The following is an 11,280-nucleotide window of genomic DNA, read 5'->3' as shown; positions in this document are numbered from 1 at the left end:
CAAAGAGAATAACAATGAAGCAGAACAAACGCTTGGTGGGCGTTATGAACGACCGCAATAGGCCGAAAGTTGATGACGCTGATGAAGCGTATGCGCACCTGTTCGCAGCCATTGTCGATCAAAGGCTTCCTCCTGGGACGAAGCTCACCGAACTCGCGTTGATGGAGGCGTTCGGAGTTGGAAGGCGGACCATCGGGACTGCTCTACAGAGGCTGACCTGGGAGAAGCTTGTCGTATTCTTTCCCAAACGCGGAGCCTTCGTGGCTGCACCAGATGCAGTCGAGGCGGTGGAGGTATTCGCCGCCCGTGTGGCGATAGAGGCTGGGACTACCGAAGCCGTTGCACGGGCCGCTGACCCGGCAGCCATCGCCAGACTGCGCGACAATATCGACCAGGAGCACAAACTGAGACAGCAGGGCTATATACGCGAGGCAATCCATCTCTCCGGTGGTTTCCATGTGCTCATGGCCGAACTATCAGGCAATCGCATTCTGGCCGATCAGGTTCGCCTGCTAGTCGCTCGCACAAGCCTCATCGTGCACCTGTTCGACAATCAGGTGGGGCTGGCGGGATGGCATGACCATCACGATGACCTCGTCCGGCATTGTGCTTCCGGCAATGTCGAGAAAGCGGTTTCGTTGATGCGCGAACACATTACCGAAATCCAGGACGGTTTGGCACTTGATCGACGACGTCCAGTGGCGTTCGATATGTTTGGCGTCTTCGGTTCTGGAATAAACTGACGCTATCATAAGCGCGATATGCCGAAAGGGATTTTCGCACAGTCTTTGAAATCAGTCGTTTAGCTTGAAGAGAGAGAGTTCGATCCCGGCCAACGCGAGCAGAGTGATCTGAACCCTTCAAACTGGACCGTTTTTGGTTAGAGTTTTCCGGTGCATTTTCCTGGCTGGGAAAGGAACGGAAGACGATGAAAGCATCGCAGTTTTCGGCCGCACAGAAGGCGTTCATTCTGAAGCAGGGTGATGAAGAAGCTGAAGCAGCTCGAGGACGAGAATGCGCGGTTGAAGAAGATCATCGCGGACCTGACGCTGGACCGTGAGATGGTGAAAGGTATGTACCGGGATTGGATGATCTCGATCCGGCGTGCCTGTGGGGCAATGAACTTCGATCGGTCGACCTACCATTACACCTCTCGCCGTGCCGATCAGGCGGTTCTGGAACGTCGGATTTGTGAGATCTGCGAGATACGTGTTCGCTACGGCTGTCGTCGCGTGCATGTACTGTTGGAGCGCGAGGGTTGGGGGACCAACATCAAGCGAACCTATCGCATTTACAGAGACTTGGGCCTGCAACTGCGTAACAAGATGCCGAAGCGACGGGTCAAGGCCAAGCTGCGGGAAGATCGGCAATTGGCCGTTGGACCAAACGATGTCTGGGCCATCGACTTCGTTCACGACCAACTCGCGACCGGCAAGAAACTGCGGGTGCTCACGGTGGTCGACACCTTCTCGCGCTATGTGCCGGTGCTTGATCCACGTCACAGCTATCGAGGTGAAGATGTCGTGCAAACCTTGGAATGGGTATGCCGGAAAGTTGGCTACCCGAAGACGATCCGTGTCGATCAGGGGACTGAGTTCGTGTCTCGCGATCTTGACCTTTCGGCCTACGCCAAAGGCGTCACCTTGGACTTCTCACGCCCGGGCAAGCCCACTTACAATGCGTTCATTGAAGCGTTCAATGGCCGCTTCCGCGCCGAATGTCTGAACCAGCACTGGTTCCTGACCCTTGCGGATGCCCGCGAAAAGATGGAGGACTGGCGTATAGACTATAGTGAGTTTCAGTCGCATGGCGAGATCGGCAATAAGGTGCCGATCTCGCTGATGAAATCAGGAGGCTCAACCAGCCCGCCTCCCTGAATGAAGCCGGAAAACTTTAGCCTCAGTTGGTCCAGAAACCTGGGCCGAACTCTAATCCAATCTGGAGGACATTCTCAGTGGCAGGTCAAGTTCTTACTGGAAATCAACATCATGCTGTCAGATGCCCAAGCCGCGGCTTGACGACCGTTCCAAGCAGTTCCAGGCTTCGCCTCCAGGCTTCGGAATCTTCGGCGTAGTCCAGTCCAAGAACTTCGAGGCAACCGAAGCCTCCAAGATCCTCGTAAAGCTCTTCGATCTTCCTGACCACCGTATCCGGCGACCCGATGATCCAATTGCGTCTAGCGCAATATTCGGTAGTCACCTGCTCTAGCGGTACGGTCGGATCCGGATTGAAGTACTCTGCTAGAGCCTTGCCATCTGACCCGATGAGGCTATGCATGTGCGGAAGGAAATAGTCGGTGTACATCCGGCCCATCATTCCGTTGACTGAATGTTCCCAAGCCTCTTCATCTGTGTTGGCAACGAAAACTTCCCGCACGATGCGCCAATCAGAACGCTTTGCAACTCTGTTTGCTTTCTTGGCGCCGTTCTGAATATCGCGCCAATTATTCTTGAGGTGCGGCGCGGCGATATTCAATGATATAGGCAGAAAACCCTGTTCGCCGCAGATCGTTAGGCTCTTAGAGACGGCACCTGGTCCTCCAGCCATCGCAATGGGCGGTCGTGGATCCTGCAATGGACGAAGATGCGGCCCGTGGAGATCGCCTTTTTCGAACGCCGCTCGCGAGGCCGAATAATACTTCCCCCTGTGATCGAAGGGACCAGTGGTTTCCAGCATTCGCCTCAGAACCATCAAGGCCTCGTCGAATTGCTCCCGGTTTTGTTGAGAGTTGCTACCGAACATCTCCATGTCCATCGGTAGCGCACCGGGCGCGACACCGACATTGATCCGTCCGCCGGAAATATGATCCAGAAACGCAATCTTATGAGCCAGCGCCACCGGATGGTAGTAGGGTAGCAGAAAAGCGCCCGATCCAATCCGAATGTTCTTTGTTATGAGAATGGCTTGAGCCATCATGACTTCGGGCGCTGGGTTTGGTTCCCATACTTCGGTGTGGTGCTCCCCCGTCCAGACCTCCAGCAGGCCGTATTCATCTGCCCAGCGGATCATCTGCAGGTCCCACTCATGGCCTGCGCGCAAGTTGCGCTCAGGTGGGTGGCTTGGCATGATGAAGAGTCCGAATTCCATTGGATTTTCCTCCTGCTATTGGGCAGACGTTGGTCCGCTCTAAGAAATCTGCTGCGTACTGCTTGGCGCAGAACGCAAGTTTTGCCCTGTGACTCAGAGATTTGTCGGAATGCCTCGCGGACACTGAGTCAACCCCATCAGGCAACGGGCTAACGTCCAATTTTCTCCAACGTATTTTCGTAAATGTCAATTAATTTCGATTTTTATGGTGATATGCGTCGTTTGATCAGGAGCCTGTGACAAATCCATCGGTCCATGCTGTTTTGCACGCAAAGTTGGACAAAATTACGAAAATTTTTCAGATAGTCGAAAATTTCGTTGACAGCGGACGTCATCGTCATATGTTGCGTGGCCTGAGATGTCGCGCTGTTGGGAGCGTCTGCGGAGGCGTAGGAGCAGCATCACTCGACATCCAATGGGGGGCGATGAATATGGGGAACCCAGCGATAGTGGTATCGGCGATTGCCGGACTGGCGTTTGCGTTCATGATATCTGGATCACCCGCCTTAGCCTCAGATGCGCCCAAACACGGTCTCAATATCGGAACAGAAGCCACCGGCGTTCCCATCAAGATCGGCAGCGCAGTGAGCGCAAGCGGACCCGATGACGTCAGCGATGGCGCTCGTGCTGCACACCGCTATTTCCAATGCGCCGGCAAGAACGGCGGGGTAAACGGGCAGTCGATATCTTTTTCAATTGTAGATGATGACTGGAAGCCCGAGCAGTCCGCACGAGCACGGGTTTGGTCATTTGCGGCTTTCTGTTTTTCCGGTGACCCCGTTTCCCTGCGCCAGAACCCCGAAATTCGCACAGCGCATATCTCGGAGGATGAATCCGAGTGAATGCGCCGCTTAAAAGAGGATGTCGGATGGTGCAAGGAGCAGCGGCCGCAGAATGAGGTCGACCCATGCGGCGTGTGACAGCCTTCTTTGCTCGCAGCGTCACTGGCTGCGCACACGCGCGTGACGACACCAGGATTTGAAGAATCACAATTTAGGAGGACTGACGTGAGTACTCTAACTGAGACCTCGGCAGCCATGGTCGCCCCGGATTACACCAGTAAGCCTATTAGTGCCCTTGTCTCCTTGTCCGGGCGTGTCGCTGTTGTAACCGGCGGTGCAGGTGGGATCGGCAAAGCAATTGCATCCCGGCTCTCTGAGGCGGGCGCGCGCGTGGTTGTTGCAGATCTGAACCAGGATTCTGCCGAGGCAGTTGCAGCTGAATTGAAGGAGAAATGGCGGCAAGAGGCGTGGGGACTTCGGTTGGACGTGACCGAAAGCAACTTGGTTGCAGATGCCGCAAGTCGGGCAGCCGAATTGGGAGGCAAGCTGGACATCTGGGTCAACGCGGCAGGAATCTATCCCGTTCGACCATATTTTGAGATCGATGACGCCTTCTGGGACAATATGATGGCTATCAACTTGCGCGGAACAATGGTCGGGGCACGTGAGGCTGCCAAGCTCATGGCTCCCAACCGAAGCGGGGTCATAGTCAATATCGCGTCAATTGCATCAATGAGCGCTGGCGCACCTGGCAGCGCGACTTATACGGCGTCGAAGCACGCAGTCGCGGGCCTGACCAAAAGCATGGCCGTGGAATTCGGTGCGCTCGGCATCCGTGCACTTGGGATAGCGCCGGCCGCGATTATCACGCCAGGACTTGAAGAGTTGAAGAGGCAATTCGCGAAAGACATCGGCGGGGACTTTCTGGAGATGCTGACGGAGCGCGTACATCTCGGGCGGCCGGGATTGCCTGACGACATCGCCCGCGTGGCGCTTTTCTGCGCAAGTGATCTCTCGGCATACATGACGGGATCACTGGTTGTTGTCGATGGTGGGCACATGTCGATGTAGCCGGTCGCGTAAGGGGATGCACAGGTTATGGGCCGTCCCGATTTTCAGGAGAGAGTCGTGCATACGGAAACGGCGCGAAAGGTCGCGCTCAAGCTGAACGTAAAGCTCACCTTCCTAGTGTGGACAACCGCGAGGGCTGTCTATTTTTCGGGCGTCAACAAATGAGGATTTTGAGGCGATGAGCGAATTGAGTGTGAAGACGGCCATTGCTCGGGCAGCGGAGTTGATTCCGGTGTTGCGGGAGCGCCGCGGCCTGACAGATGAAATCCGCCAGCTGAGCGACGTAACGGTTGAAGACCTGCGAGAAACTGGCGTTCTGGGTCTGGTCACACCTCGCGAGCTTGGTGGCGCTGGCCTCGGCGTTGATGACCTGTTTGAGGTGGTTATGACACTCGGACGGGGTTGCGGATCCACAGCGTGGTGTGCGGGCAATTGGGCAATGCACGGTCTGTTGCTGGCCATGTTCGATCCCAAGGCTCAGCGGGAAGTTTTCAAAGCCGACAGATTTCCGATCATCTCGACCGGCTTCAGCCCGGCGCGTGCCAAGACACGGCCCGTGGAAGGCGGGGCAGCCATAGAGGGAAGGTGGGATTTCGCCAGCGGCGTCCATCACGCAGACTGGATCGTCCTGGTGGCGTTGGGACCAGAAGGGCCCCTCGCGCATCTTGTTCCCACACACGAGGTGCAGATTCTCGACACCTGGCATACCGGCGGCCTCCGCGGGTCTGGCAGCACGGATGTGACTACTGCGGAAATCTTTGTGCCTATCCACCGGATCCTTAATCTGGCCGGTCCGACCGAAGCTCGCACGGTCGGCCGCGAGCTGTATGACTCCCCATGGTTCCGGCTGCCGATGCTTAGCATCTTCAGCTGTGGCATCTTGGGGTCAATGCTCGGGATGGCGCATGGGGCGATCGAAGTTTTCGTAGAGCGGACGCAGAACAAGGTTGGTGGTTTGAGCGGAGTCAAGGTGGGTTCACGCGCCGACGTACACAACCGCATAGGCGAAAGCGCCGCAAACATTGATGCCGCGACTGCATTAGTCCGCACCATGTACATCGAACTCCGAAACAGAGCTTCAGGTGACGTCGAGATCACGACTCTCGATCGCGTGCGTTGGCGGCGCAACGCAGCTTTTGCGGGCCATCTGGCGGCCGGCAGCGTCAGCCGCCTTTTCGAGTTGGGAGGCGCGCATGTGCTCTGGCTTGATGATCAACTCCATCAATTTCAGCGCGATATCGCGGCAGCATCGCATCACCATTCGATGTCTTGGAGCAGCACCTGCAACGGATACGGACGCGCGCTGTTGGGCCTTGAACCTGAACTCGCTTTGATTTGAAAGCAAACAAAGTTCGCACATATACACAAGTCGTCTCCAACTCTTCGATGGGTCCAATCTTCCGCTCAATGAGAGATAAACCAAGTGGAAAACATACGATACGCTTTTATTAAGGCGCAATGGCATGCCGAGATCGTTGATCGGGCGCTGATAGGTTTCTGTGAATTGATTCAAGCCGAAAGTATCGACGTCTTCGACGTGCCCGGTGCCTTCGAGCTGCCGCTAGCGGCGCTGGAACTGGCGCGTACGAGGAAATACGGGGCAATCGTCGCCGCTGCTTTCGTGGTCGACGGTGGCATTTATCGGCACGAGTTCGTGGCCCAGACGGTGGTGAACGGATTAATGCACGCTGGGTTGCAGACCCGAACACCAATCCTATCGGTTTCCCTTACGCCTCATCAGTACCAAGAAACGGAACACCACTTGCAAATCTATAGAAACCATTTTGTAGAAAAGGGACGCGAGGCTGCTTTGGCGGCTTCGAAAATCGTGAAGTTGAGGGAGCGCTGGCTCTCTCGATGAGCGCGGTCAAGCGTCGGGGCTGGCGATCCTGATACCATGTCTAAACGGATTGTGCGTCTTGAAGCTCGCGCCGATCTCGTAGACGGTGGCGTTCGCGATCTCGAGTCGCGCGCAGAGGCCGACGAGGGTTTTGGCATCCGGCACTTTAATCGCAACCCGGCGCTTGCGGGGGAGAGTTGCGCCGCTCCGGCCCCAGACATGCAACGCTATCGCATGCATGGATGTGGATATGACCGTTTCGGGTTCCTTAGGGCAGAAACGTGGCGACTGGCGATTCCGGGTGAGTTTGCCAGCAAGTCTCTGCACATCAATGATTCACGCTTCGAACGTGAACTGCCATCGGTTGCTCCTACCGCGCTTATTTGTGTAAGAAAAACGCCGAGGCTCTAATCGCAGCCGGACAAGAGTTCAGTGACATGTGGCCTCCGCGTGGAAAGGGGCAAGTTGGTGTTTCTGACGGATTGGTAGGGTGCAGGCATGTATTCGGCCTTTGAATGCGGCGCGTTAATACCGCTGGTCCTGATGTAGTCCGCTGATCGGATCCCAGACAGGTCAACGCGCTTTCAAGCGACACCCACTGATCGGGTTTCTCCAGCCCCGGCTCGACCGTTCGCAATCATACTATCAGGCTCTACGAACTCGAGGGATATACTCTTGCAAGAAACTCGAGCACGGCTTCATTGAAGCTGTCAGCCGATTCAATATTGGGAAAGTGGCCGCATTCCGCGAAAAGCTGGTGTTCACCTTGTGGAATCAGTGCTGCCAGCTCTGAAGCGTATCCCGCTTGCTTCAGCCGATCGTTCGCTCCGGCCATCACAAGGACAGGAACCCGAATCCGCTGGTAGGGCGTCTTGTCCTCCGCTCCGAATTCCTCTGAACGCGGCGGAGTGATCGGCGAAACGAAGCGCGCCGCCGCCGTCACTTCCCATGCGCCTGGTCGCGTCGCGGCGCGGAACCGCGCGTCAATCACCCTGTCATCGCTTAACCACTTTTGTTGATGGATCATGACGGACATGATTTCACGCATGTTCTCGATCGTACAGTCGAAATCAAGTGTCTTCCTGCGTGCTTCGTTGAACGGAACAAACCCCCCACCCGAGATGCAGATGGCTGCTTTGATCGGCCAATTCAGGTCGTCGGTCGCCAAGGCTTGGAAGAGAATGGAGGCCCCCATCGAGACGCCGCAGAAAGCAGCCTCTTTTATGTCCATTGCCTCAAGGAACTTTGTCATGTGGCGAACGCGTCGTGCCCGGCCGCCGCCAAAGTCATGGAGTTTGTCCGTCTCGCCGAAGCCAAGAAAATCGGGAGCAATGACGCGATAGCTCTTACTCAGCGCCGCTATGTTTTGGAACCATGTAACCTCGGCGCAGCCACCGTACGCCCCGTCATGCAACAAAACCAGCGTCGATCCCTCTCCCGCTTCCAGGTAATGGGTACGCGCTCCCTCAACGACGATAAACCTGCTTCTGGTGTTTGGAAAGACGGACGTCTCCAATGGGTTGCCTCCAAATTGCTACTGCGTATTCTCCGTCGCGAGCCTGTCTGCGTCAGGACGCCGCCGGGGATAGCCCCGGGCGAGCTACAGCTACGCGTTCTGGATATCAGACCGCCAATGCCACGGCCTGGTTGCCGACCGAAAGCCGTGTTACGGCAAAGTCGACGACTTCCCGGGTCATGATCTTTAGAGACTGTGCGGTTTCGGGACGAGCAGGCTGCTCACCCTGGAAAAGCGGATCTCCCACCGAAAGGAGGCCGACGCCATAGGGCGTGGGCCAGCCTCTGAGCGTGTGGACGACGGATCTGAGAGTTGTGAGGGTCGTGCCGATACCCTGCATTCCCGCAGCGGAAACGATAAGCCCAACCGATCGTCCCTCCAGATAGCTGAGCGCGTCGGTTCTCATCTCTTCAGTGTAGTCGAGGACGTTTTTTATGATTCCCGAGATTGAGCCGTGATAAGCAGGCGACGCGATGATAATACCATCTGCCTCGCGCAAGGATGCAAGGAGACGATCAACCAAGGGATTGCCGGAATTCTGGCCGGGATCGTAAGGCGGCAGCAACAGATCCGCACCGCAGAAACATTCAGTTGTCGCACCAAGTTCCTCTGCGTACGCAACAGCGAACTTGACCGCCTTCTCACAACTCGATCCAGCCCGAAGCGTGCCACCGATGGCAACGATATGAGGTGTGAACTGAGAGGCGTGCTTGGTCTGTGCGGTTTCGTAAGTCATTTTCTTCTCCTCCAAAGAGATGTACTCGTCGTTAGATCGGCGCATGGCTGCCACACGCATTTAACCAAGCGGCAAACATAGCCTTTCAGCCGGCTTTCGCTCGGATTTCCACTGGAATGATACCGTCCTTCTCGGCGGCCTTCTGAAATTCGACTAACCGCGGGAGAACTTCCTTCGAGAAGAGCGTCATGCTGTCCACAGCTTCGTGATGACCGAGATCGCCGCCTTGCATCATCGCAAGCAAATGCCCGAAGCCTCCGACTTCGTAAAACAGTTCTTTCAGCTGTGCGAAGACTTCGTCGGGCGTTCCGGCAAATCCCATGCCGGAATCAATCAGGTTCTCGACAGGGTCGACCGATGGATTGAAAGTCCTGCCGCTGCGTCCCACGACGCGGTGGGTCCAACTGATCTCTTCAGGAAAATTTTTCATCATTTCGACGTTTCCGGCGACCGGTATATAGCCAGGCGGATTGGTGAACTGCGGCGGAGAAACGCCGCTGGACCACACCCAGCCTCGGACTTTTGCCAGCCTCTGCAGCGCTTCATCTCGAGTGTTGGCCACGGCTACGAGCGCCATATAACCGAATTTGGTGAATGAGGGAGCGGGCTGACCCAACTCGATCACACGTTTTCGGTAAGCGCCGAAGATATTGGCAGCCATCTTCGAGTCGAGAGCAGCGACGACGTTGTGTCCGCGATTGGCGACTTCCGCAGCGCTACGGACCGAGAAACAACTTATCCAAATCGGAGGGCAGGGTTCCTGATAAGGACGCGGCCATATATTGACCTGTCGGTACTGGAAATGCTCGCCTTCCCAGTTGAACGGGCCGTCACGGTGGGAAAGAGCCTTTATCACCAAGTCGTGTGCTTCCCAGTATCGTGCCTCCGTGGTGGCCGGATTCATGTTCGACGGCGCGATCTCCGCACTATATCCTTTCAGCAAACCAAGGTCGATGCGGCCGCGCGAAACGCAGTCAATGTAAGCAACCTCTTCCGCCAGGCCAACCGGGTCACGCCGCATTCCCACTGTCGGTCCCAGCAGTAGGATCCGGGCGTTTTTGGTCTGCCTGGCCAGCATCGCAGCGGGCGGTATACATGACGCGGTAATGCAAGTCGTCGATGAGCGGTGCTCATTGATCATGATGTTCATTCCTAACTCGTCGGCCAGGCACCATTCATCGAGGCGATAGTTGATGAGATCTGCGCCCACCTTCGGGTCGAAGAGCCTGTTAGGGTAAGTGACGCGGATAGCTCCCTTGTCAGCATCGGACCATGCATCCGGATACGGGCACTCGGAAAAGTAGTAGGCCTTCATGCGCTTTCTCCGATCTGAGTGGTGATCTTGCTTGTTCTCGCCGCTGCGAATTTTGTCAGACATAAGTTGAAAGCCTCGGGCGCCTCGATATGCGGGAAGACCCCGGCACCTTCGATCAGTTCCATACGGCAGTCGGGTATCCTCTCGACATATGCACGGTGGTTGTCCATCGACACGATTTCGTCCTGCGCGCCCCGCACAATGAGCGTCGGCACGGCAATCCTATGTAGCCAGTGAGCGAGCCTTGGGTTGTGCATGAACGGACTCCAGCCAAAAAATGCCTCGGCTTCGAGGCCTCGGGCGAGCACCATCAGTTCTTCTTCAGACTTGCCGGCATAGGTCAAGTTCGAGAATGGAGCCTTGGTGAACTCCATCGTTGCTCGATCTGCTGGACTGACGGCAAAGAAATCCGCGATCTCGCGCTCCTCGCGGGACTTCACCTTGATACCAAACGGATCGATAAGAACCAGCTTGGAGATGCGTTGCGTACAGCGCACTGCTATCTCGCTCGCTATCCATCCTCCAAAGGCTGCGCCGACGAGAATTACCTCGTTCAGGCCGAGCGCGTGCATAAGATCGAGGTAGTGATAGGCAAGGTCGTCCACGGTCTTCACGCAATCCGGACGCTTTTGCAGTCCGAAACCCGGATGGACAGGCGCGATTACGTCGAATTTTTCAGTCATTTGCTCAAGGTACGTCGCAGAATGGCTGACTGGTCCAGCTCCCGAATGGAGAAATAAGAGGGGTGGCCCTTTTCCCCTGCGCACTAAGTCGATGGACGTTCCGCGGACTTGGACGGTTTCCATTTGCAGCCCTCCCATGTTCATCCTTGTTAGTTCTATATATAGGATAGTTCGTTATATAGAACTAAAAATTTATGGGGTCAAGAATTTAAATGTCCGAATTGTCGGATGTGCGGGGCGTTTATCAAAC

10 protein-coding genes and 1 pseudogene are annotated in these 11,280 nt (G+C 56.0%); 6 read left to right on the top strand and 5 right to left on the bottom strand.

The annotated features are described in order from the left end of the window. Positions 1 to 14 precede the first annotated feature (14 nt). Positions 15 to 743 carry a GntR family transcriptional regulator gene (locus CRO62_RS01215; protein ID WP_097098843.1) on the top strand — a complete coding sequence of 243 codons (729 nt, stop codon included), beginning with the start codon at positions 15 to 17 and terminating at the stop codon, positions 741 to 743. 185 nt (positions 744 to 928) lie between these two features. After that, positions 929 to 1,877: pseudogene (locus tag CRO62_RS01210) on the top strand (IS3 family transposase). Between the two features lie 109 nt (positions 1,878 to 1,986). On the opposite strand, the gene CRO62_RS01205 reads toward CRO62_RS01210, so the two are convergent. After that, the gene (locus tag CRO62_RS01205) at positions 1,987 to 3,087 is read right to left on the bottom strand and encodes an LLM class flavin-dependent oxidoreductase (RefSeq protein WP_097098842.1); all 1,101 of its coding nucleotides are present in this window, start codon (positions 3,085 to 3,087) and stop codon (positions 1,987 to 1,989) included. Positions 3,088 to 3,362: 275 nt separating this feature from the next. Here CRO62_RS01205 and CRO62_RS01200 point away from each other — a divergent pair, with 275 nt between their 5' ends. The 4 genes from CRO62_RS01200 to CRO62_RS01185 all read left to right on the top strand — a co-directional run bounded on the left by CRO62_RS01200 (position 3,363) and on the right by CRO62_RS01185 (position 6,801). Further along, positions 3,363 to 3,929: a hypothetical protein gene (locus CRO62_RS01200; RefSeq protein ID WP_143539369.1), complete on the top strand. Its 567-nt coding sequence runs from the start codon at positions 3,363 to 3,365 to the stop codon at positions 3,927 to 3,929. 165 nt (positions 3,930 to 4,094) lie between these two features. Continuing rightward, on the top strand, positions 4,095 to 4,940 hold the full coding sequence (locus tag CRO62_RS01195; RefSeq protein WP_210201835.1) for an SDR family NAD(P)-dependent oxidoreductase: 846 nt from the start codon (positions 4,095 to 4,097) through the stop codon (positions 4,938 to 4,940). A gap of 178 nt (positions 4,941 to 5,118) precedes the next feature. Then, positions 5,119 to 6,279: an acyl-CoA dehydrogenase family protein gene (locus CRO62_RS01190; protein ID WP_097098839.1), complete on the top strand. Its 1,161-nt coding sequence runs from the start codon at positions 5,119 to 5,121 to the stop codon at positions 6,277 to 6,279. Positions 6,280 to 6,363: 84 nt separating this feature from the next. After that, a complete protein-coding gene (locus tag CRO62_RS01185; protein WP_097098838.1) occupies positions 6,364 to 6,801 on the top strand; it encodes a 6,7-dimethyl-8-ribityllumazine synthase in 438 nt (145 codons plus the stop codon). A gap of 631 nt (positions 6,802 to 7,432) precedes the next feature. Here CRO62_RS01185 and CRO62_RS01175 read toward each other — a convergent pair. The 4 genes from CRO62_RS01175 to CRO62_RS01160 form a co-directional block, all read right to left on the bottom strand. Further along, the gene (locus tag CRO62_RS01175; protein ID WP_097098836.1) at positions 7,433 to 8,296 is read right to left on the bottom strand and encodes an alpha/beta fold hydrolase; all 864 of its coding nucleotides are present in this window, start codon (positions 8,294 to 8,296) and stop codon (positions 7,433 to 7,435) included. 106 nt (positions 8,297 to 8,402) lie between these two features. Beyond that, positions 8,403 to 9,032, bottom strand: coding sequence for an NADPH-dependent FMN reductase (locus CRO62_RS01170; protein WP_179784429.1), 630 nt, complete (start codon positions 9,030 to 9,032; stop codon positions 8,403 to 8,405). An 85-nt stretch (positions 9,033 to 9,117) separates the two neighbouring features. Then, positions 9,118 to 10,347 (bottom strand): LLM class flavin-dependent oxidoreductase, encoded by a 1,230-nt coding sequence (locus CRO62_RS01165; RefSeq protein ID WP_179784428.1) that lies wholly within the window; start codon positions 10,345 to 10,347, stop codon positions 9,118 to 9,120. After that, complete coding sequence (locus CRO62_RS01160) at positions 10,344 to 11,153, bottom strand: alpha/beta fold hydrolase (protein ID WP_179784427.1); 810 nt, start codon at positions 11,151 to 11,153, stop codon at positions 10,344 to 10,346. Before CRO62_RS01160 ends, CRO62_RS01165 begins: the two co-directional genes overlap by 4 nt. Positions 11,154 to 11,280 lie beyond the last annotated feature (127 nt).

Origin of the sequence: Rhizobium sp. AN6A (assembly GCF_900215635.1) — a bacterium.
GTDB lineage: Bacteria > Pseudomonadota > Alphaproteobacteria > Rhizobiales > Rhizobiaceae > Agrobacterium > Agrobacterium tumefaciens.
This window is presented reverse-complemented; position numbering and strand designations above follow the sequence as displayed.

Coding starts and splice junctions, on each gene's coding strand:
- CRO62_RS01205 (WP_097098842.1), bottom strand. CDS start 3,087: ATGGAATTCGGACTCTTCATCATGCCAAGCCACCCACCTGAGCGCAAC.
- CRO62_RS01160 (WP_179784427.1), bottom strand. CDS start 11,153: ATGGAAACCGTCCAAGTCCGCGGAACGTCCATCGACTTAGTGCGCAGG.
- CRO62_RS01190 (WP_097098839.1), top strand. CDS start 5,119: ATGAGCGAATTGAGTGTGAAGACGGCCATTGCTCGGGCAGCGGAGTTG.
- CRO62_RS01165 (WP_179784428.1), bottom strand. CDS start 10,347: ATGAAGGCCTACTACTTTTCCGAGTGCCCGTATCCGGATGCATGGTCC.
- CRO62_RS01170 (WP_179784429.1), bottom strand. CDS start 9,032: ATGACTTACGAAACCGCACAGACCAAGCACGCCTCTCAGTTCACACCT.
- CRO62_RS01215 (WP_097098843.1), top strand. CDS start 15: ATGAAGCAGAACAAACGCTTGGTGGGCGTTATGAACGACCGCAATAGG.